We start from the raw sequence: 20902 nt of genomic DNA, 5'->3' as shown, positions 1-20902 counted from the left end.
ACGCCCCCGGCGTTGATCAGCCATCGGCCGACCGAGAGGGTGTCAGCAGGATCAGGCCAGCGACGGGTTTACCCTGCAGCTCCAACTGCTGGCGCAACTTTGTCAGCTGCTCCCGGCCGATGGCCCCGGTGGCAGTGATCAACAGCTGGCGGTCGGCATGGCGGGCACTGACCAGGTCTGCGTTGGAGGTCACAACTGTGGAAGGCCCCTCGGGATTGAGCTGCTGCAGAACCCGTTGCAGGGCAAGGGCCAGATCCTTGGAGCTTTCCTGCACCGGGCCATCGCCGATCGGCACCAGGGCCAAGGTGCGAGAACCGTGGAGCGGACCTTCCGCCAGCAGGCTCAAGGAGGAGTCCCAGCCGCTTGAGGAATGGGCATCGAGTTCGGCCAGCAGGGGATAGGGAAGTTGCTGGAGAAGTTCGTCACGGCTGAATACCCGGCCGCTGCGGCGATCAACAACAAGGGCAGCCCCGGAACCCAGCACCAGGCCCGCCAGCAGTCCCAGGGCCAGGTTACGGCCCTTCTTCGGCGCGACAGGTTTGTCGAGCAACGTGGGCGTGGAGATCAACTCCCAGGGGTTGGTGCGGCGGGCTTTCTCGAGCTGCAACGCCTGCAATTGGCCGTCTAATTCGGCGAGAAGCTTTTCATCACGCAGGGCTTCACTGACCAGGGCCCTGTGTTGAAGGACGATTTCGCGGGGCCGCTCGAGGGATTGAAGGGCCGCTTCGGCCGTGGCCAATTGGCCGGCTACCAATCCAACGGTCTGTTGATTGATGTAACCGATCAATCCAACGCGTTCCCGTTGCAGCGCTTGGATCAATTCATCCTTTGGTTGGAGGAGTGCAGACTTTTGGATCAGGCGCGCCTCCAGTTCTTGGAGTTTGGAGTAGAGATCTTTGTTGGCCGCCAGTTGGGGGGCCTGATAAAGCACCCGGTTGCCTGAAGCCTTGGCGTCCAATAGTTGCTGGCGTAATAGATTCACCTGGTTCTGAGCTGCCTCACGGCTGCCTTCTACCGAATTGCTCGGCCCCCCTGATGCCGAGGAAGGCAAACTCGCAGAGGCCGAGGCGGGAAGGCCGTCTAAAAGACCAAGTCCATGGGTCAAGGCATAGGACTGGGCCCGTCGCATGGAGGCGTTGGCCCGGGAGCGGGCCAGGCCAACCTGCTGTTCGAGATAGCTCACCCCTTGGCTGAGGTCCCGTTGGCGATCGCGACCTGAATAGGCCTGGTAGGCTCTGGAAATTTTTTCGATGACTGGCAGTACCAGTGAGCGATCGGTGTCGCGGTAGGACAGATTCAGAACACTTGTTCCTTTTTCTAGTTTGACTGAGAGGTTCTTTTCTGCCCAAGTTGTGAAGTCCCAATCGTCCACATTTTGGCCGTTGCGTTCCTTGGTGGATCGGACGTGGTCATAAACGGGCTTGAGGACGGAAGGGCTCTCCAGTACCTTCACTTCGGTTTCGAGGGAATCAGTGCCCCCACCGCCTAAGCCAGCGAGGTTGGCGAGCATGGGATTGGCCGCGGCTAGCTGGGCGAGTTTGCCGCCTTGGCCCTGTTGTCTCGCCAAGACAATCTGAAAATTGCCCTCCCAGACAGGCTTTCGGGTCAACGTCCACAAACCCGCCAGCACCACCGTTCCGCCGACCACACCAGCCAAGATCTTCCAGCGCCGGGCCAGGGCGGCCCCCACTTGGCCGAGATCAATCTCGTCATCACTGGGCTGGGGGCCAGCGGGAGTTGCCGTTGCGGGAGCGGATGTCATTATTTGAAGATGCTGTAGACCGAATAGGCACCCACGAACGGTCCGGCGAACTCATTGAGCACTTCAATCGAGCCGGAGAGGGCCGAATCGTTGATTCGGATGATATCGCCAGCCATCAGCACGGGGTTGTTGGGGGCATCCAGGGGGGCGTTGGGGCTGTACTTGAACTGGCGCCGATCAATTTCGCCTTCGCGGGTGAAGCGCACGAATTCCACCTTGCCGTGCAGCAGCTTGAGGCCGCCCGCACTCACGATCGCCTGGTTGAGGGAGGAGCCTTGGGGCAGGGTTGTTGGCCCCGGGATTTTGACCCGACCGCTCACATACACCTGAAGGAACTGGGGGCTGAGGTTGGTCTGGCCGGCCTTGAGCAGCTGCTCCCGCAGCACGATCGGGCTCTTACTCACATTCACCACATCACCATCGAAGAGGCGAATGTTCTGGGTTTCATCCCCTTCGGTGATCAGGGAAAGAAAATTCACCTGGGCCCTGACCTTGCCGCCGCCTGCACTGACCGGCTGACGGCGGGTCACGGTCACCTGGGAAAGATCGGAGTAGGGGGTGATCCCTTGGGCCGTGCGGATAGCGTCGAACAGGGTGGGGAAAAGAGTGAGACTGGAGGACCCTCCTGCAATTCCCCGCCTTGAGAGTGAGCGCTCAACGGTTTGAGCAGGACCCAAGGTTGCTTCTGTGGCTGAAGTTTCAGGACTCTCTACTTCTGGGTTTTGAACACCAGAAAGAGTAAAGAAACCTGGACGTTTCACCTCCCCTCCCACGTAGACGCGCACAGCCCGATAGCCCAGTGGCCGGATGTAGATCTCCGGCTTGCGCACATAGGCTTTGAACTGCTGGGTGAGGAAGTAGCGCAGCTCCTCGATGGTGAGGCCTTCCACATACAACGCCCGCAGCCTTGGCAGGTAGAGGGTGCCATCAGGGCCGATCGAGAAGCTGCCGCTGAATTCAGGGATGTCGAGCAGTTCGATCTGCAGCGTGTCTCCAGGACCCACGATGTAGGTGTCGTAGACGACCCGGCTGCGTTGGGGGCTGGCGGCTGCGCTGGGCACCGGCGCAGCCGGTGAAGGGATCGCCGCTGCCGCCAGCGAAGGCATGGATGGCGCGAGCAGTGCCAGAGGCGCGAGCAGGGCAATCAAGCGCAAGGTGAAGCGTGCGAAAGCTCAGTGGACTAAGCGTATGGCTTCTGGGACCGTGGCCAGGAAGCCAAGGTGCGCTTTGGTTTGTGGTGGAGCGGATGGCTTCTCTCGGTTTTCTGAGCTGATGGGCGCCGGATCGAACCGGCGCCTTCTGGCCTGATGCAGGGGCTTTCCCCAAACCTCAATGAATTGCCTTGGATGCCTGGCTTATGGTGTGGGGCTAAGAGTCTGAGATGGTCGAGCACAGCTCCCATCCTGAGCTGGAGGGCTTTTGGTGCCCACGGTTCGGCGAAGGTCGACTGGGTCCATACAGTTGCTGCGCTGTTGCCATGCGCACCACTTTGGACATTGAAGACGACTTGCTCGCCGCGGCCAAGGAGCTGGCGATGCGGCAAGGCACCTCGGCTGGGAAGGTCGTCTCCCGTTTGATCCGAGCTGCATTGTCTAGTCAAGTGACTGAGGCTGGGTCGGGAGGCATCACTCGATCCAGCTCTGTTGCTGGATTCAGACCCTTCAACGCAAGCACTCAGAAACTGGTTACCAACGAGCAGGTTGATCAGCTGCGTGATCAGGATGGAATTTGATGAGCGCATTGCTCGACATCAATGTGATCATCGCCCTGCTCGATCCTCGGCCTGTGGCGCATTTGGCAGAGCGCTTGGTAGAGGCCTGCGAAGACGCCAGTCATCAGTTTTGGTCTCAGGAGATCAGCCTGTTGCAGCACGGCCTCAATCGCTGGGACCTGCTCTTGGGACCCCTTCAGATCACCGATGCCTACCTACTGGAGCTTGACGCCGCCAAGGGAGGCCGATTTGTGAGCTTTGACCAGCGCATTAGCCTTGAACTGGTTCCAATGGCCAGCGAGGCCAATCTTTCTATCTCCAGGCTGGTCTGATCCTTCACCGCTGAATTCTCTGGCGGCTATACATTTGTTGCGCTAAGTATCACAGTGAAAGCCGTTATTCTCGCCGGGGGCTTAGGCACTCGCATCAGCGAAGAAACCCACCTCAAGCCCAAGCCGATGGTGGAAATCGGCGGCAAGCCGATCCTTTGGCACATCCTCAAAACCTACAGCCATCACGGCATCAACGAATTTGTAATCTGCTGTGGCTACAAGGGTTATGTGATCAAGGAGTATTTCGCCAACTACTTCCTTCACACGAGCGATGTCACCTTCCACATGGATCTCAACCACATGGAGGTGCACCGCCAGGCGGCCGAGCCGTGGAAGGTGACCTTGGTGGACACAGGAGAAGCCACGCTCACAGGTGGACGGCTCAAGCGGGTCAGGAATTACATCAACGATGAGTCGTTCTGCTTCACCTATGGCGACGGGGTTGCCGATGTCGACATCACAGCCTTGTTGGCTTTTCATCGCAGCCACGGCCTCGAGGCCACCCTTACGGCTGTACAGCCTCCGGGTCGCTTTGGTGCCCTGAACTTTAACGAGCAGAACATCGTTCATGGCTTTCAGGAAAAGCCCGAAGGAGATGGGGGCTGGATCAACGGCGGATACTTCGTGCTTGAGCCCTCAGTGATCGAGCGCATCACTGACGACCAGATAATCTGGGAGCAGGAGCCGCTGCGAAGCCTGGCTAAGGATGGGCAATTGGCGGCGTATAAGCACACAGGCTTCTGGCAGCCAATGGATACCCTGCGCGACCGGGTGAACTTGGAGGAGCTTTGGGAATCCCGCCACGCCCCTTGGAAAGTCTGGTGATGAACCCAGATTCAAGTTTTTGGCCTGGCAAGCGCGTCTTGCTCACGGGCCACACCGGTTTCAAGGGCAGTTGGCTGCTTATGTGGCTGGTGGAGCTTGGCGCTGAGGTGTGGGGCTATGCCCTGGAGGCCGAGCCGGCCCCCAACCTCTTTCGTGCGTTGCAGCCTGCCCTAAATGGGAGGTTTCTTCACCTTGAGTCTGATCTGACCGATCGGGAGGTCCTCAGCCAATGGGTGCAGGAGGCCCAACCGGAGATCGTGCTGCACCTGGCCGCCCAGCCCTTGGTGCGACGCAGCTATCTCGATCCCCTGGGCACCTGGGCCACCAATGTGATGGGCTCCCTCCACCTGCTGGAGGCGCTCAAGCCTTTATCCCATCCCTGTGCCGTGGTGATGGTGACCACTGATAAGGTCTATCAGAACCAAGAGTGGCTCTACGGCTACCGCGAGAACGACCCCTTGGGCGGCCACGACCCTTACAGCGCGAGCAAGGCCGGCGCTGAGATCGCCATCGCCAGCTGGCGGGCCAGCTTCTGCGGCACGGCGCCCCATCAGAGCAACCACTTGCGTATCGCCACGGCCCGGGCCGGCAACGTGATCGGCGGAGGCGACTGGGCCGCGGATCGGATCGTGCCCGATGCCATGCGCGCCCTGGCGGCAGGAGAGCCCATCGCCGTGCGCAACCCTGGCGCCACCCGCCCCTGGCAGCACGTGCTGGAGCCGCTCGGTGGCTACCTGCAGCTGGCCGAGCGCCTGGCCACCAGCTCAGAACCTCCGGTAGAGGCCTTCAATTTTGGCCCCACCCTGGCCAGTAATCGCCCTGTGCGGGAGCTGGTGGAATCGATCCTCGAGCACTGGAATGGCCGCTGGGTGGACCAGGGCGATCCAGCGGCGGTCCATGAGGCCAACCTGCTGCACCTCCAAATCGACAAGGCCCATCACCAGCTTGGCTGGAGGCCGCGTTGGGACTTCGCCCAGACGATCGAGCGCACCGTGGGCTGGTATCGCTCCGTCCACGCTGGATCCGATCCAACGGGGTGTTGCCGGGCCGACATCGAGGCCTACGCCCGCTCCGCTTAGCGTCGCCCCCTTTACAGGCTTCCCTTCCCGCTCATTCCTGTCAACGCCGTACTCCTTTCGATGCCACCCACCCCCCAGGCGCTCAAAGCGCAGATCCTCGACCTTACCCGGGAGTACGCCCTCCAGGTGCATGCCTCCTTTCGCCCAGCTTCTGATCCGTTGCGACCCAGCAGCAACGGCAGCGGTCCGATCCCCTACGCGGGGCGTGTGTTCACAGAAGACGAGGTTGAGGCGGCGGTCTCGAGCACGCTGGATTTCTGGCTGACGCTAGGCAAGGAAGGCGAGGCCTTCCAGAACGAACTGGCGGCCTTTCTGGGGGTGCGGGCCTGCCTGGCAGTGAACTCAGGATCGTCGGCGAACCTGCTGGCTCTCTCGGCACTCACATCCCACCTGCTGCCCACCGAGCGGCGCTTGAAGCCGGGCGATGAGGTGATCACCTGCGCCGCCGGCTTCCCTACCACCGTCACGCCGATCCTGCAGAACGGTTGTGTACCGGTGTTTGTCGACAATGATCCGAGCACTTCTAATGTGCGGGTCGACCAGCTGGAGATGGCCTACAGCCCTGGCAAATCGAAGGCGGTGATGCTGGCCCATGCCCTGGGGAATCCCTTCGATCTAGGAGCTGTGCTGGCCTTCTGCCGCAGGCACAACCTCTGGCTTGTCGAAGACAATTGCGATGCCCTGGGATGCAGCTATTCGATGCCCCGGGTGCTGGCGGAATCCCTGGGCATTTCTGAGAACAGCCCAGGCCTCGATGAGGGCCCCGATCGGGTGGCGCGCTGGACGGGGACATGGGGCGATCTGAGTACCCAGAGCTTTTACCCGCCCCATCACCTCACCATGGGCGAGGGCGGCTCAGTCAACATTGTGAGCAGTGCCCTGCTGCGGCGCATCGTTGAGAGCCTGCGCGATTGGGGTCGTGATTGCTGGTGCCCCAGCGGTAAGGACGACACCTGCAACAAGCGCTACGACTGGCAGTTGGGGGAACTACCCAAGGGATATGACCATAAGTACATCTATTCCCACTTCGGCTACAACCTCAAACCTCTCGATCCGCAGGCGGCCATCGGAAGGGTGCAGTTGCGCCGTTTGCCTGCCTTCATTGAGGCCCGTAAGCGCAACTGGGAGCGCCTGCGCAGGGGGCTGGATGGGTTGTCGGAGGTGCTGAGTTTCTCCCTGCCCACCCATGCCACGGGTTACGCGGCCACTACAGGTGACTGCAGCTGGGATGCCAGCGAATGCCGCACGGACTGTAGTTGGTTTGGTTTCCTGCTCCTCGTGAAGGCCGAGGCGCCTTTCAGCAGCTCTGATATGGGCCGGTATCTGGCGGAGCAGGGCGTGGGCACCCGCATGCTGTTTGGCGGCAACCTGCTAAGGCAGCCTGCCTTTGTGCAGCTGCGGAAAGATCGCCCCGAGGCCATGCGGTTGGCGGTGGACGAATTGCCCGGAGCCGATCAGTTGATGCAGCAGGCCTTGTTCCTCGGTACCTATCCAGGACTCACCGAGGAGATGATCGATCGGGAGATTGGGATCATCCATGCCTTCGTCGCAGAGCGAGCCGGTGCGGCTGGAGTCATGGCTGGGACATATGTATGAAGGCCTCTGATTTCGTCGCCCGATATCTCGAAGCAAGAGGTGTGACCCATACCTTCGAGCTGGTGGGTGGCATGATCACCCACCTGCTGGATTCCCTGAGCCGCACTACTGCTATTCAGATTGTTTCCTGCCATCACGAGCAAGGAGCGGGCTTCTCCGCCGAAGGCTTTGCGCGGGTGAGTGGCGTTCCCGGTGTTGCCCTGGCCACCAGTGGCCCGGGCGCCACCAATCTGCTCACATCCATCGGTAGCTGTTACTTCGATTCAACGCCGGCGGTATTCATCACTGGGCAGGTGAACACCCATGAGCTGAAAGCTGAAACCGGTGTCCGGCAGCTGGGTTTTCAGGAGACCGATATCGTGACTATGGCCCGTCCGATCTGTAAGTGGGCCGTTCAAGTGAGGCAGGCGGCTGATCTGCCAAGTGTTCTGGTGACTGCCTTTGAGGTTGCCTTGGAGGGTCGTCAGGGCCCCTGCCTGGTAGACATTCCGATGAATGTCCAGGCAGAAAATATCCCGCCAGAACTTGCTGATCTAGCCATTGAGCAGGCACGCCAATGGATCGCTCCCACTCCGGCTTTTTCTACCCAGGAAGGTGTTTTGGCAGGCCGAGTGGCTGATCTTCTCGAGGCCATTGCCCGAGCCGAGCGACCACTGTTACTCCTCGGAGGTGGTGCTTCGAGCTTTCAAAACAGAGAGGCAGCCAGACGAATCAGCGCCCATCTGGCCATTCCCGTGGTGCTCTCGCTGATGGCCGTGGATGTGCTCGGCCCCAGCGATCCCCAGCGGGTGGGCTTTATCGGGTCCTATGGCAATCGGTGGGCTAACAAGATCCTGGGGGAGGCGGACCTGCTGGTGGTGGTCGGCAGCCGCCTAGACATTCGCCAAACCGGGGCTGACCTGGAGAGCTTTTGTGAGGGCAAGCAGATCTGGCAGGTGGATGTGGATACCGCAGAGATCGGAGTACGCATCAAACCCCAGCAGGCTGTTCAGGCAAGCATTGCTGAGTTGGCCGCTGCAATGACGCGGGCCACTCCCCAGCCACCCCTTGGTTCAACCCCTCTGGCCTGGCAGCATCGGATCACCAGCCTTCGTCAACAGTTCCCCGCAGAGTTGGAGTTCCAGGCTGGAGAAAATGAGATCAATCCGGTCTCTTTGCTTCAGGAACTTTGTGGAGCCAAGTCTGAGAATCGAACGCTCTATGTCACCGACGTAGGCCAGCATCAGATGTGGGCCGCTCAGAGCCTTGCTTTCTATCGGGGTGATCGCTTTCTCACCTCTGGTGGCATGGGGGCGATGGGCTTTGGTCTTCCTGCAGCGATCGGTGCGGCGATGGCGGCACCTGATGCGTGTACCATTCTTGTGAGCGGCGATGGCAGCTTCCAGCTCAATCTGCAGGAGCTGGAAACTTTGTTCCGCAACCAACTTAATCTCAAAATTCTGCTGTTCAACAACAGCTGTCATGGAATGGTGCGCCAGTTCCAGGAGTCGTATTTCGGCGATAATTTGCAATCCACGGTGACCGGCTATTCGGCACCGGATTTCGTCGCTGTGGCTGGGGCCTATGGAATTCCAGCACAGCGTCTCGACCAATCCAATCTCACCCAGGAAGCTTTGGCGGGGATGCTGCGTGAGCCAGGGCCTTATTTGCTTGAGGTGACTCTGTCCCAGGTCAGCAAGGTGTATCCAAAGCTGGCTTTCGGTAGGCGCTTTGGCGAGATGGAACCGGAGTCAAGCCCTTTGTCGATGGAGTCCACCTGATCGGCATGGAGGGCTTGATCGCGGTCACTGGCGCCACAGGATGGTTTGGCCGTACGGCGATCGATGAACTTCAGAAAATTTTCTCTCCTGAGGAATTCAAGCTCCGTGTCCGAGCCTTTGCCAGCCGGGCGGGTAGCTTGCAACTTCCCGGAGGATTCAGTCTCCCAGTGCAACCGCTGGAGGCGTTGCCAATGCTGGCGAGGCAAGAGACCATAGGGGGCATCTTGCACTGTGCCTTCCTGACCCCTGACCGCTTGCAAGAAGTGGGGGAAGAGGCGTATGTTTCAACCAATCGCCAGATCACAGAGTGGGTGGTCAAGGCTTTGGAGGCGAGTCCATCGACACGTGTCGTGGAGATCTCCTCTGGCGCTGCCAAGTTGGTGGAAAATGAATATGTTGAAGGCAACGGTCGTCTTTCCACTGCTCAGAGGCTTTACGGAAGCTTAAAGCTTGAAGAAGAGCGGCTGTTAGTTTCGATCGCACCCACGATGGTGTTGCGGATCTATGCCTTGAGCGGCCGCTGGATGCGTGATCCGAAGAAGTATGCTTTAGGTGACTTTTTGCTGCAAGCCGCTGCGGGAAAGAGGATCGTCGTTAAGTCCAGCCATCCGGTGATAAGGGGGTATGGGAATGCGGGAGATATCGCGAAGCTCTCAATAGGCTGGCTTTTTATTGAGGACACTCCTCCTTTGAGCCCGGTGGCCACGGTCAATGCAGTAGTGGATTTGGCAAACCTTGCAGAAATTGTTTCCAATTGCTTTAATCTGCCCGCTCCAATTCTACACGTCGATCCAGATTCAAAGCCAGATATTTATAGCGCTAGTAGTGTGGCTTATCGTAGCCTTGCTAATGTATTTCGAGTCAATCTATGCTCAATCGAAGGCCAAGTTATCGATTCGGCGGTTGCAATGAGTATACTGCGCGCGGCTTGATTTAGTTTTTTATACTTTGCTGCATGCATTTTTTATGCAAGATTACTTCAATGGTGAATCTTGGCTAGACACCAATCTTCTGTTGGCACGCGCTGTTCTCGCATAGAGCCTGCTTCAATTTGTGTAGAATGAGTATCCTTTATGGACAGTGCAATTCATGGAATTTTTCTTTGAGTTTTAGTTTGAAATCCTTCTCTAGACTCACTGTGGCCCAGCAAGGTTGAGGCAGAGATGAATCGCAATGTTATCAATACTCTTGTCTTAAGGGGGTGGAGTTTCCTTTCTGGCATTCTAGCCTTCTTGGCGATTCCATTTTTTCTTGATACTGTTGAGCAGGGTTATTATTTTACCTTCTACTCGTTGATCGCGCTTCAGGTTTTCTTCGAATTAGGCTTGGGTCAGGTATTGATATATATCTTTTCGGCTCAGCATGCAAGCCAAAGCGACGGCAAGCCTAGAAATAATCCTGATGACAATTCACAGTTTGCAACTCTATTGTCAACCCGATTAGTGTATCGGGCGATGGCGCTTGGATTCTTTGTTGTAAGTACTACGGTTGGCTTTGTTTTCTTCTCTAAGAGTAGTCACTCATCGGTAGATTGGATGGCGCCATGGTTGATGCTCTCAGCGGCCACGGCGTGGAATCTAGCTCAAAGTGGAAAGCTCACTTACCTTGAGGCAATAGGCTGCATGGCTGATGTGTCAGCGATGAGAACTAAGCAGAGCATCTTTGGGAGTCTATTCTTTCTATTGGCGCTGAGTTCTGGGCTCAAGCTTTGGGCTGCCGTTGCCATTCCTTTGACCGCCGCGATGTTTTCTACTTATTGGCTTTATCAGCATCCTCTAGCGGCGCCCTATCGAAAGATGCGTCAAGGAAGTTCGCTTGCAAGGCGGGATTTATTGGCACTATGGAAGGTCAAAATCTTCCCGATGCAATGGAAGATTTCGCTCAGCTGGATCAGTGGATACTTCATCTTTCAGCTATTTACACCGATTGCATTCAGATCTTTTGGGCCAGCAGTCGCTGGAAGGCTTGGTTTGATTATGAATGTCATGAGTTCATTACTTGTTGTAGGCAGCACGTTCACAACGGCGCTGGCGCCAGACTTTGCAAAAATGATTGCCAATGGAGAGTTTATCTCATTAGATTGTCTATTTTTTCGAAGTCTTCGATTGTCAATAATATCTCTAGTTCTAGTGACACAAGGCGCAGCCCTAGGGGCATTGTTTGGAGTGCAGCAATGGCCAATCTTAGCCACTAGAATCCTTGACCCAGTTGACATCTGGCTAATTGCTACTGCAACGCTGTTTATTGGCATCACGTATTGCTTGTCGATTTATCTGCGTGCTCACAGAGATGAGCCACTTTTAATGGTATCTATCTTTACCGCATTGGCCATGCTGCCGGTATTAATTATTGGCAGCAGGATGAATCTGAGCACAATGCTTCTTGGCTATTCAGTTGTAAGTTTGATGTCTTGTTTCTTCGCATTTCGGGTGTTCAAGATAGTGAAGGCATCTCATTTGGCATGAGTCATAAAAAGCTTCTGACAATTCTAGTTCCCACTTTTAATCGGCTTGGCTTTCTTGTTCGGCTTTTATCTTCCCTTGAGTCAGAGCTTTGCGGACTTGAGGCTGATGTTCATCTTGTAATCGGTGATAATGGTAGTAATGATGGCACTGCAGAGTTTGTCAAAAACTTTTTGGCCAAGAATCCTTTTGTGTCTTCATTTAGATTAGAATCCAATATTGGCCCAGATCGAATTTTTCTAGAGTTGTTTTCTAGGGTCAAGACCCACTATTTTTGGATAATTAGCGATGATGATATGCCGCGCCAAGGATTAATCGGAAAGCTACTGCAAAAGCTATATACAATTCGCCCAACACTTCTATATTTAGAATCTTATTGGGCGCCAAATATTTACGAGATCTCCATGCCAAGGCTTCAGGAGCTCGAGTTGGAGTCGTTCGAGATGCTTGACTATGCTCGAAAGATAAACATAAGGACTACTTTTGTAAGCTCTTGGGTTGTTAATTCTTTGTCAATGCGTTCTAGGGGGGTTGGACTCGTTCAGATTGAAGAAGGTTTGGGTACGTCTCTTATTCAATTGGGATGGATTCTTCCATTACTTTGCCGAGCCTCTGTTCTTATTGCATCCAAGGAGCCTTGTGTGTTTGCTACTTTGGGCAATAGCGGAGGGTATCAGCAGCTAAGGACTTTTGGGGTCAATTATCCAAAATTTGTTCAAGAGAGCACACGAGGCAATCGAAAGTTAGAGTTGGCTCTAATTACTACCTATCTGTATTCATATCTGCCTAGGGTTATCTACTCTTCTCGTCGTGGTGCGACCGTATTTCAGGGAATGCAATCAGAGCGTCATGCTTTGCTGAATTTGATTCCGGCCCTATATCGTTACCCAGTTTTCTGGATAACATGCTTCCCCCTTCTTCTGATGCCAAGGCCTTGGCTGCGTTTCTTCCATTCGGCATTGGGGTATTTCAGAAGTGCGATTTGAGACATGGCTGATACATAAATATTTATGTTTCTGTATTGGCCGATATTTTTTGAAGTGTTTAGCATTAGGGCAGGCCAATTTATAAGCGAGCTGATTGAGTTTTAGTGGATGGATTCGCCAGGAACCCACTTGGAGCTTGTCGCACATAGATCAGCGCCCAGCCTCTCCACAGACGGCCCTGAATCTGCCCAGATCCCTGTGACAGCAGCGGCTCTGGGCGGGAGAATGGGTCATGGTCAGGCCCAAATCCTTCCGTCCATGGAACCCCGAGCAGACGCTGCTGCTGCCACCCTCACCGGTGGATTGGCTTCCAGAGAATAGCCTGGTGTTTTTCCTGTTGGATCTGGCCGCTGAGCTGGATCTCGAGGCGATCCACGCCGTCTACCGCCAGAAGGATCCTCGGGGCGAAAAGGCCTATGAGCCCCGAATGATTGTGGTGCTGCTCCTGTATGCCTACTGCGTCGGGCTGCCCAGCTCCCGCAAGATTGAGAAGACTTGCTGGGAGGACGCCGCCTTCCGGGTCCTGACCGGCAACCAGCAACCCGACCACAGCCGTTACTGCTACGCAGAAGCCTTACGGCTACAGCGATTTTCGCCGGCGCCATCTCACGGCTTTGGCCGGCTTGTTTGTTCAGGTGCTGCGGCTGTGCCAGAAGGCGGGGCTGGTGAGCTTGGGTCATGTGGCGCTGGATGGCACCAAGGTCAAAGCCAACGCCAGCAAGCACAAGGCCATGAGTCACGAGCGGATGCTCAGGAGCGAGAAGCAGCTGGAAGCCGAAATGCGGGCGCTGCTGCGCAAGGCAGAGATCATCGACGCCCAGGAAGACGGCCAGTACGGCAAAGAGAAGCGGGGTGATGAACTTCCTGAGGAGCTGCAGCGGCGCAGCAGCCGGCTGGAGTGGATCCGCAAGGCCAAGGCTGAGCTGGAGGCCGAGGCGGCAGCAAGCAAGGCTCGCCAACACACAGAGCAGGCTGAGGAAGCAGAGCAGAAAGCAACCGAGGCTGAGGCCAGTAGCGATGCCCAGGCCAGCAAGCGCGCGGCACGGCGTGCTCGTGGTGCCCGCAAACGGGCGGATGACGCCCAGAAGTTGGCGATAGAGAACGCAGAGGTTGCTGGACTCGCCTCACCGGTCACAGCCGCAGAAGCCGATCCCATGGCGATGCCGCACCGCCATCTCCCCACCGATGCGACGGGCAATCCCAAGCCCCAGGCTCAGAGGAACTTTTCGGACCCCGACAGCCACATCCTCAAGGGCAGTGATGGCTGGATCCAGGGCTACAACGCCCAGGCCGCCGTCGATGGTGATCACCAGGTGATCGTGGCCATCGGCGTCAGCAACCAGGCCAGCGATGCGGTGCATCTGATGCCCATGCTGGAGCGGATCAAGGCCAACACCGGTAAGTTGCCCGCCGCGCTGACGGCAGACGCGGGTTACTGCAGCAGCGCCAACCTGGAGGCATGCGAGCAGATCGGACTCAAGGCCTACATCTCCACCAGCCGGCAGCAGCACGGCCACAGATCCAGGCCATCACGGGGCAGACCACCGAAAGATCTCGATGCCCGTGGCCGGATGGATCGCAAGCTCAGCTCCAAAGCAGGGCAGGCGGTCTACGCCTTGCGCAAGTCGGTGGTCGAGCCGGTGTTTGGCCAGATCAAGGGGGCCAGGCGGTTGGATCGGTTCTGGTTGCGGGGCCTGGAGCAGGTGAATGGGGAATGGGCCCTGATGGCTACCACCCACAACATCCTCAAGTTGTTCAGGGTGGTGGTGGCGAGGGCCTGAGGTCCCCCTCAATGCGGCTGGCTTTTTGGCCAATCAATTCGCTGAACCACCAGCCGCTGTGTCAGGCCTTGGTCGGGCTCAACGTGCGACACGCTCCTAGGCCTTGGCTTCCGCGAAGCGGTTGCTGGAGCGGACCCTGGCCAACACCAGCCAGTTGCCAGTGGTGCTCACGGCAGACGCAGGTTACTGCAGCACCTTGAATCTTAAGGCCTGTGGGCAGCGCGGGCTGAATGCCTACATCTCCACCAGCCGGCAGCAGCACAGCCACAGATCCAGGCCATCACGGGGCAGACCACCGAAAGATCTCGATGCCCGTGGCCGGATGGACCGCAAGCTCCGCTCCAAAGCAGGACATCGGCCAGCCATGCCCCCCACCATCTACCTCCACCGGGCTGCCACCGGCTATGGCTGGGTGCACCGGCTGCATAGTTACGGAGTGGATCTTCCGGCCCACACGGATCTGCTTAACAGCCATGCGGCGCAACACCGATGCGGTTGCCCTCAGCTCCGCCTGCATGGGAGGCCAGCCCAATCCCTGGACCATTCCGCCCGCCCCCCGTCCATCTCGAGGCGCTTTGCCAGGAGGCGGCAGCGCTAGCAAGGGGTTGGGTGGGGTAGATCCGCACTTGCGGGTTATCTCTTTGCGGCCTCTTCAGGTTGGCTCAGGAATGGCAATAATTCGAGCTGCTCTGTTACCCATCTTTAAATTGTATCTTGCGTTCAGGCTTCTGGTTAATTCTAATTGACTTTAAGTGCCTCAAATTTATTGTCCTTGATCGATTCGATCTTGCATGATTAATAATCAAATCACCATTGTAACTCCTACAAAAAATGCTGCTCGGCATATTGGGAGCTTGGCCAAGTCTTTAGAAGCGCAGTCAAGGCTTGACTTTATTTGGCTCGTCGCAGACTCTGGATCAATCGACGATACTATCCACATCGTTGAAGCAACGGAACTAGAGAATAAAAATATTCTTAGGGGTGAAGATTTCTCCATTTATCATGGGTTAAATCGTGCTATTCTTCATGTTCAAACCCAATATTATCTAGTGGTAGGAGCGGACGATACGTTGGATAGATGTGCCATAGAAAACTATTATACTTTAATAGGACTTAATAATGAGCCTGACTTAATATTTTCTGCAATAAGAAGGGGGCGTCAAATTATTTATCCAAGGCAAAAATTAGGCTGGTTGCTTGGAATGCATGGTATAGGGTCATCTCATTCGGTCGGCACCCTCATAAAAACACAACTGCACCATCGTTTTGGCTTATATTCTTCAAGATTTCCGATGATGGCAGATGCTTACTTTCTTAAGATAGCTGTAACTGCTGGTGTGGCTACAGTTCATTCTTCATTTATAGCAGGTTGCTATGGTTTGTCTGGTTACAGTTCAAGCGATTCTTTTCATTACCTTCTCGAGTTCTTTGAAGTTCAGCTCAAAACAGAGCCTATGCCAGGCTTGCAGTATGTATTATTCATATTAAGGATAGCGAAGCTTGGTTTGGCTCAATTAATTTAAGTGGGATCATGATGTTATTTCTTCAGGCTTATTATCTGTTATTAGTTTCCTGCCTCGGTCTATATATAGCTTTCCCAATGGCGCATTATCAAGAAGTTTCTAGTAACTTACTAGTTATGTTGATATCTGCGCCAGTCCTAGTCTTCTTTGCGGTTTCGTCTGTTCCTATAGTTTCCTTGACACGCTGGAATTTTTCCACTAAACAAGTCTCATCTATTGTTAGATATATATATGCTTTTTGGATAGGATTAACGATACTCGAGATTGCTACACAAGGCACTCTTCCAATTTTTAGCCTTGGCTTCAATAACTATGGAGAATGGGGGACAAAAGGCCTCGGCGGCTTTATGAATGCAATCGCACTCTTGCTCCTTCCTTATCTATCTTTTTCAGATAGGCTCTCTCGCTCGTCTAGAATCATTGGTGTTGGCTCAATCCTTCTTTACCAGGTTTTAACTGTTAGGAGGGGGCACCTAGTATTCTTTATCTGCTACTTAGTGGCTACTTATTTCTACTTAAATCAAATTAAAATTTCGGTAAAAAATATAGTTCCATTTATCTTGGGAGTGATTGTTCTTATTATAGTATTCGGCATCATTGGCGATTCACGTGGTGAATATGCCAATCCTTTTCTTTCTCTTTTTGACGAAAGAACAAAGGGCTTGCTGGCTTTACTGCCTTCTGGCTTTACATGGGTGCTAGTATATTTTACTAGTCCGTTGGGTAATCTAAATTCTGCATGGGCTGATACGTGCGCTGATGAATTTTCGCCTATCCTCTCTCTTTTTCCTTCACCATTAAGGAGCTTCTTCTCCGGCCAATATAGCGTATTAAATTGTTCGATTGACTTAGACAATCCTGCTTTGAATGTTAGTACCGGCTTCCTAACCTTTAAGCAGGCTGGCTGGTTTGCTAGCTTTTACCTATCCATTGTTATTTATGGCATGTTTGTTGCCTCATCACTTTATAAACGTACTAAGGAAAAAAATATATTTGCATCTGCAGCCATGGCGCTTTGTTTAATGACTATATTGACGTCATTTTTTTCGAACTTCTTTTTTCTTCCTACTTATTTTATAGCATTTATTCTTTTGTTGTTTTTTGCTTCAAATACACTTACTGCTACTTCATGCTTGGCCATTGGCCGCAAGAGCCTGAAATAGTAAAATGAAATATTCCGTTGTTATTCCTTTTTACAATAATGGTCCAGAGGTATTTAATGCGATTTCATCTGTCGCCAATCAGACCCTTCCGCCATGCCTCATCGTTATCGTCAATGATTGCTCTTCTCCTCTATCTTCAAAGATGTTGATTGGTGGGCTGGCCAATAGATTCATTGGATTGGTAGACATTATTACCCATCAGGTTAATCAAGGTGTGTCAAATTCTAGAAATACTGGTATTAATGCATCCTTAAGTGCAGGTGTTGACTTCATTGCGTTTTGCGATGCCGATGATCAATGGGCCGTTAATAAGATGGAGTTTCAGATTCCTCTTTTTTGCCACCCAAGCATTATGGCTGTGGCATGTTGTTTAATCGACTCGCCTAATTGTACTGGTATATTGGAAAACACTGTAACTTCTTTGAGAACCTTAGATCTTCTCCTGCGAAACTATATTCAGCCGTCAACCCTTGTTGTTCGTTCTGAGTCATTCCTTGCTGCTGGTTTATTCCCTTTTGGTAGAAGATTTGCAGAGGAAGGTGACTTTTATAATAGGCTTGCCGAAAAGGGGTCGATATTGCTTTTGAGATTAGGATTGGTAGAGTATGATACAAGAGATTATAGCAATCATGCCAATCCAGCTAAATCTAATCGTGTTAGACTTAGCAGTAATGTCTTAGCGATGTATCTTGGTAATATTGAGAATATACTTAATTGTCGAAAGCGTGGATCGCTCTCTTCTCTTTCTACTGTGCTGTTTGTTCTCTTTCAGATATTAAGATTTCTCAGGAGAATTCTCCTCAATTGGTTTGGTCGTCTTTTGCCGTCCTGAAAAGCATAAAATCGAACGTTGATGTAGATTCTTTAGGATCTTGTGCCACACCCCATTTAATGACCCCGTCTCCCCACATTCTTTGACAAGACTTTTGTTGCAATTCTCACCTCATTTGTCAATTTAAGTATGACTACCATACTGATTACAGGTGGTGCTGGATTTATTGGTGCAAATCTTTGCAGAATTCTTAAGTCTTCTGCCGTTCAAATTCGCATTCTAGATTCTCTGTCTTCACAGGTACATGGTGAACTTCCTTCGGGCTTGAGTTGGTTATCAAGCTCTTCTGTTGAATTTGTCCGAGCCTCAATACTCGATCCACAGGCTCTCTCTAAAGCACTTGATGGAGTTGAGTGTGTAGTGCATCTCGCGGCTGAAACCGGTACTGGGCAATCTATGTATGCTATAGCGAATTATAATCAAGTTAATTCCCAAGGAACCGCACTTCTATTAGACGTTATTGCTAATTCACCCAATAGGACTGTAGAGCGTATTGTTCTTACATCCAGTCGTTCTGTTTATGGAGAGGGATCCTTCATCTGTCCTGCCTGTGTTGGAAGCTCTGTCCGCCAATTTCCCCAATCTAGAAGCTTAGCCGAGCTTTCTGCCCATAAATGGGAGCCTTCATGCAACGTGTGCGGCTTTCCACTTCAAGCCGTAGCAACCCGTGAATCAGATCAAGTGCTCCCTGCTTCTATCTATGCTGCCACAAAATATGCACAAGAAGATTTAGTTCGAGTGGCATGTGGTGCACTTGGTATGGATTATGCTATACTAAGACTTCAAAATGTATTTGGTGAAGGACAATCCTTAAATAATCCCTACACTGGTATTCTTTCTATCTTTTCTACTCGAATCCGCCGCGGACTTGAGCTGCCAATATTTGAGGATGGGCTTGAATCTCGAGACTTTGTTCATGTAGAAGATGTGGCGAGGGCCATCCAATCTTGCGCTCTTTCTTCTGAGCCTATCAATCGCGTCATCAATGTGGGTAGTGGAATTTCCACAAGTGTATTAGAAGTTGCTAAGCAACTCATGGCATCGTTAAACATGCAAGCCCCCGTGCGCATTACCTCCGAATATCGATTGGGTGATATACGACATAATTTTGCCGATATCACCCGGCTGCGTCAACTGCTGCCTGATTGCCCCCGAATCACCTTAGCGGAAGGATTGGATCGTTTTGCTGCTTGGGTTCAATCTCAGCCTCTGCCAGAAGACCAACTAGAGCGTGCGAATTCTGAGTTGCGTGATCGCAAGCTAATGGGATGACGATTTCTGATGCTGGTAAAGTGTTGTACTTGGGAACTGTCAACTTAGTTCATGCAGATCTAATTCGCCAATTCCAATTGATCTATGGACAGGAAGCTCTGCCATCTTGCCTGCAATTGTGGATTTCAGGCGTTTCTCCAAGATATTTGCCTGTACTTCTTTATCGCTTATCACATAGCTTTTATCGGCACAACCTTGGCATCCTGGCTAAGTCTATATCATTTCTAAACTTTGCTATTTTTGGAATTGAAATTTCTGTTTCTTGTCCCATTGGGCCGGGGCTTTTTCTGCCACATACTCAGGGCACTGTAATTGGGGCTTGGCGAATTGGTTCAAATGCCACAATTTTTCAAGGTGTCACGATTGGAGCGCGCGATTTGGACTTCATGCCTAGTTTGCTCACCCGACCATCGATCGGTGATTGTGTCTCAATTGGAGCGGGCGCGGTAGTGCTTGGTGGGATTCACCTCGGTAATGGAAGCCAGGTTGGCGCTAATTCAGTTGTCCTAGCCTCTGTTCCGTCTGGCTACTTGGCAGTCGGATCTCCTGCCCGTAATGTTAATTCTGCCAAGCCGATTGCCTGATTGTAGTCATGGGTTTTCTTGTCGGCAAACGTGTTCTTTTTTTTGCTCCTCCAATATTTGGATATCACTTGGAGATCGTTTCTGAGTTAGAGAAGCTTGGGGCCTTGGTAGATTGGATGCCGGATAGGCCCTTCGATAGTTCAATGGGGAAGGCATTGACTAGATTTTTCCCTTTTCTGGTCACTCCAGCCGCAACTAGTCTTTATAAGCGTCTGTTGAGTCGCCTTGGAGTTTCAAGATATGACTATATTTTTGTGATCAACGGGCAAACATTAACCCCTTCTTTTCTTCAATTTATGCGTCAATGTTTTCCTGCGGCACGTTTCATACTTTACATGTGGGACTCTGTGACTAATCGCCCTACTGTGAAAAAATGCTTTAGATTGTATGATTCTATATTCACCTTTGATTCGTTAGATGCGATCAAATATGGGCTTCGTTTTCGTGCGCTCTTTTATGGTAGTGGTTTTGCGCCTTCGGATCGCCCTCCTTCTATTAAATACCATATAAGTTTTGTTGGTACAGCGCATAGCGACCGCTTTTCTGTTGTTAATAACCTCAATTCCTGTCTTCCCTCGAATATTTTGTGCTTCTGGTATCTATACTTGCAGGCACCTTGGGTCTTTCAGGCATATCGGTTGTCTAAATGGAACATGCGACATGCCAAACGCTCCGACTTTCAATTTACGCCACTTGCGAAGGATCTCCTCCACTCTGTGTTTCTGCATTCTAAGGTGGTTCTTGATATTGCTCACCCTCGTCAAGCTGGATTGACGATGAGGACGTTTGAGGCACTCGGTTCCGGGAAGAAGCTTGTTACTACAAACCCTCTTGTCCGTGACTACGATTTTTTTTCTGAAGCCAACGTTTTTGTTATAGATCGAAAAAGACCATTCATTGATCACACTTTTTTAGAGAGTTCATTTTCTCCTTTTTCCCAGGAGATTCTTTTGCGCTATTCAATATCTGGCTGGCTCGCTGACATTTTTGACTTTTAATAATTGTGCGTCATTTTCTTGATATCCTTGTATTTTTGTCTTTTCTCAAGCTATTGACTTGCGAGATTCTTGTCTGTTTCCATTGACAGCGTTTGTTTTGTCGGCATGCCTTTGCTGGCTACTGCTTCTCCGCCTGATCCCCTTCCTTGCCAAGCGTCTCCCCGATACTCCCAATGTCCGGAGCGCCCACCAGCGTGTCACACCCCGTGGCGGGGGGGTGGCTTTTGTGATCGTTG

Annotated in this window: 19 protein-coding genes; 17 read left to right on the top strand and 2 right to left on the bottom strand. The window is 52.9% G+C overall.

Translation table 11 applies throughout. The features are described 5' to 3' along the window. Positions 1–16: 16 nt before the first annotated feature. Together KBZ13_RS09270 and KBZ13_RS09265 are read right to left on the bottom strand one after the other, a co-directional pair. A complete protein-coding gene (locus KBZ13_RS09270; protein WP_255008491.1) occupies positions 17–1762 on the bottom strand; it encodes a GumC family protein in 1746 nt (581 codons plus the stop codon). Then, a complete protein-coding gene (locus KBZ13_RS09265; protein WP_255008489.1) occupies positions 1762–2916 on the bottom strand; it encodes a polysaccharide biosynthesis/export family protein in 1155 nt (384 codons plus the stop codon). The genes KBZ13_RS09270 and KBZ13_RS09265 overlap by 1 nt, the downstream gene beginning before the upstream one ends. Before the next feature lie 323 nt (positions 2917–3239). Between KBZ13_RS09265 and KBZ13_RS09260 the strand changes: the two genes are divergently transcribed. The 17 genes from KBZ13_RS09260 to KBZ13_RS09185 all read left to right on the top strand — a co-directional run bounded on the left by KBZ13_RS09260 (position 3240) and on the right by KBZ13_RS09185 (position 20666). Continuing rightward, positions 3240–3494 carry a hypothetical protein gene (locus KBZ13_RS09260; protein ID WP_255008487.1) on the top strand — a complete coding sequence of 85 codons (255 nt, stop codon included), beginning with the start codon at positions 3240–3242 and terminating at the stop codon, positions 3492–3494. Next, on the top strand, positions 3494–3805 hold the full coding sequence (locus KBZ13_RS09255) for a hypothetical protein (protein WP_255008485.1): 312 nt from the start codon (positions 3494–3496) through the stop codon (positions 3803–3805). The genes KBZ13_RS09260 and KBZ13_RS09255 overlap by 1 nt, the downstream gene beginning before the upstream one ends. Before the next feature lie 54 nt (positions 3806–3859). Continuing rightward, on the top strand, positions 3860–4630 hold the full coding sequence (gene rfbF, locus KBZ13_RS09250) for a glucose-1-phosphate cytidylyltransferase (protein WP_255008483.1): 771 nt from the start codon (positions 3860–3862) through the stop codon (positions 4628–4630). Further along, a complete protein-coding gene (gene rfbG, locus KBZ13_RS09245) occupies positions 4630–5709 on the top strand; it encodes a CDP-glucose 4,6-dehydratase (protein WP_255008481.1) in 1080 nt (359 codons plus the stop codon). Before rfbF ends, rfbG begins: the two co-directional genes overlap by 1 nt. Positions 5710–5769: 60 nt before the next feature. Next, a complete protein-coding gene (rfbH, locus tag KBZ13_RS09240; protein ID WP_255008479.1) occupies positions 5770–7305 on the top strand; it encodes a lipopolysaccharide biosynthesis protein RfbH in 1536 nt (511 codons plus the stop codon). Continuing rightward, the gene (locus tag KBZ13_RS09235) at positions 7302–9065 is read left to right on the top strand and encodes a thiamine pyrophosphate-binding protein (protein WP_255008477.1); all 1764 of its coding nucleotides are present in this window, start codon (positions 7302–7304) and stop codon (positions 9063–9065) included. Before rfbH ends, KBZ13_RS09235 begins: the two co-directional genes overlap by 4 nt. Before the next feature lie 5 nt (positions 9066–9070). After that, complete coding sequence (locus tag KBZ13_RS09230; protein WP_255008475.1) at positions 9071–9997, top strand: NAD-dependent epimerase/dehydratase family protein; 927 nt, start codon at positions 9071–9073, stop codon at positions 9995–9997. Between the two features lie 231 nt (positions 9998–10228). Then, positions 10229–11530, top strand: a complete 1302-nt coding sequence (locus KBZ13_RS09225) for a hypothetical protein (protein WP_255008473.1) — start codon at positions 10229–10231, stop codon at positions 11528–11530. After that, positions 11476–12513 (top strand): glycosyltransferase family 2 protein, encoded by a 1038-nt coding sequence (locus KBZ13_RS09220; RefSeq protein ID WP_255008472.1) that lies wholly within the window; start codon positions 11476–11478, stop codon positions 12511–12513. Before KBZ13_RS09225 ends, KBZ13_RS09220 begins: the two co-directional genes overlap by 55 nt. Positions 12514–12745: 232 nt before the next feature. Beyond that, positions 12746–13369 carry a transposase gene (locus tag KBZ13_RS15805; RefSeq protein WP_409995634.1) on the top strand — a complete coding sequence of 208 codons (624 nt, stop codon included), beginning with the start codon at positions 12746–12748 and terminating at the stop codon, positions 13367–13369. Beyond that, positions 13260–14294, top strand: coding sequence for a transposase (locus tag KBZ13_RS09215; protein ID WP_409995639.1), 1035 nt, complete (start codon positions 13260–13262; stop codon positions 14292–14294). Before KBZ13_RS15805 ends, KBZ13_RS09215 begins: the two co-directional genes overlap by 110 nt. 791 nt (positions 14295–15085) lie before the next feature. Further along, positions 15086–15817, top strand: coding sequence for a glycosyltransferase (locus tag KBZ13_RS09210; protein WP_255008468.1), 732 nt, complete (start codon positions 15086–15088; stop codon positions 15815–15817). Between the two features lie 11 nt (positions 15818–15828). Beyond that, complete coding sequence (locus KBZ13_RS09205) at positions 15829–16980, top strand: O-antigen polymerase (protein WP_255008465.1); 1152 nt, start codon at positions 15829–15831, stop codon at positions 16978–16980. Positions 16981–16984: 4 nt separating this feature from the next. Further along, on the top strand, positions 16985–17812 hold the full coding sequence (locus KBZ13_RS09200; RefSeq protein WP_255008464.1) for a glycosyltransferase family 2 protein: 828 nt from the start codon (positions 16985–16987) through the stop codon (positions 17810–17812). A 129-nt stretch (positions 17813–17941) separates the two neighbouring features. Then, entirely contained in the window at positions 17942–19084 is a 1143-nt protein-coding gene (locus KBZ13_RS09195; RefSeq protein WP_255008462.1) for an NAD-dependent epimerase/dehydratase family protein, read from the top strand. Continuing rightward, a complete protein-coding gene (locus KBZ13_RS09190) occupies positions 19081–19668 on the top strand; it encodes a serine O-acetyltransferase (RefSeq protein WP_255008461.1) in 588 nt (195 codons plus the stop codon). Before KBZ13_RS09195 ends, KBZ13_RS09190 begins: the two co-directional genes overlap by 4 nt. A gap of 8 nt (positions 19669–19676) precedes the next feature. Beyond that, positions 19677–20666: a hypothetical protein gene (locus KBZ13_RS09185; protein WP_255008458.1), complete on the top strand. Its 990-nt coding sequence runs from the start codon at positions 19677–19679 to the stop codon at positions 20664–20666. The last annotated feature ends 236 nt before the right edge of the window (positions 20667–20902 follow it).

The organism is Cyanobium sp. ATX 6F1 (assembly GCF_024346315.1).
Lineage (GTDB): Bacteria > Cyanobacteriota > Cyanobacteriia > PCC-6307 > Cyanobiaceae > ATX-6F1.
The sequence above is the reverse complement of the archived record's forward strand: the minus strand, read 5'-3'. Positions and strand labels throughout refer to the sequence as shown.

Bases quoted from the DNA above. Each gene is read 5' to 3' on its own strand.
- KBZ13_RS09255 (WP_255008485.1), top strand. From the start codon at position 3,494: ATGAGCGCATTGCTCGACATCAATGTGATCATCGCCCTGCTCGATCCT.
- KBZ13_RS09185 (WP_255008458.1), top strand. From the start codon at position 19,677: ATGGGTTTTCTTGTCGGCAAACGTGTTCTTTTTTTTGCTCCTCCAATA.
- KBZ13_RS09215 (WP_409995639.1), top strand. From the start codon at position 13,260: ATGCTCAGGAGCGAGAAGCAGCTGGAAGCCGAAATGCGGGCGCTGCTG.
- KBZ13_RS09260 (WP_255008487.1), top strand. From the start codon at position 3,240: ATGCGCACCACTTTGGACATTGAAGACGACTTGCTCGCCGCGGCCAAG.
- rfbG (WP_255008481.1), top strand. From the start codon at position 4,630: ATGAACCCAGATTCAAGTTTTTGGCCTGGCAAGCGCGTCTTGCTCACG.
- rfbH (WP_255008479.1), top strand. From the start codon at position 5,770: ATGCCACCCACCCCCCAGGCGCTCAAAGCGCAGATCCTCGACCTTACC.
- KBZ13_RS09190 (WP_255008461.1), top strand. From the start codon at position 19,081: ATGACGATTTCTGATGCTGGTAAAGTGTTGTACTTGGGAACTGTCAAC.
- KBZ13_RS09230 (WP_255008475.1), top strand. From the start codon at position 9,071: ATGGAGGGCTTGATCGCGGTCACTGGCGCCACAGGATGGTTTGGCCGT.
- KBZ13_RS09200 (WP_255008464.1), top strand. From the start codon at position 16,985: ATGAAATATTCCGTTGTTATTCCTTTTTACAATAATGGTCCAGAGGTA.
- KBZ13_RS09195 (WP_255008462.1), top strand. From the start codon at position 17,942: ATGACTACCATACTGATTACAGGTGGTGCTGGATTTATTGGTGCAAAT.
- KBZ13_RS15805 (WP_409995634.1), top strand. From the start codon at position 12,746: ATGGTCAGGCCCAAATCCTTCCGTCCATGGAACCCCGAGCAGACGCTG.
- KBZ13_RS09270 (WP_255008491.1), bottom strand. From the start codon at position 1,762: ATGACATCCGCTCCCGCAACGGCAACTCCCGCTGGCCCCCAGCCCAGT.
- KBZ13_RS09205 (WP_255008465.1), top strand. From the start codon at position 15,829: ATGTTATTTCTTCAGGCTTATTATCTGTTATTAGTTTCCTGCCTCGGT.
- KBZ13_RS09235 (WP_255008477.1), top strand. From the start codon at position 7,302: ATGAAGGCCTCTGATTTCGTCGCCCGATATCTCGAAGCAAGAGGTGTG.
- KBZ13_RS09225 (WP_255008473.1), top strand. From the start codon at position 10,229: ATGAATCGCAATGTTATCAATACTCTTGTCTTAAGGGGGTGGAGTTTC.
- KBZ13_RS09210 (WP_255008468.1), top strand. From the start codon at position 15,086: ATGATTAATAATCAAATCACCATTGTAACTCCTACAAAAAATGCTGCT.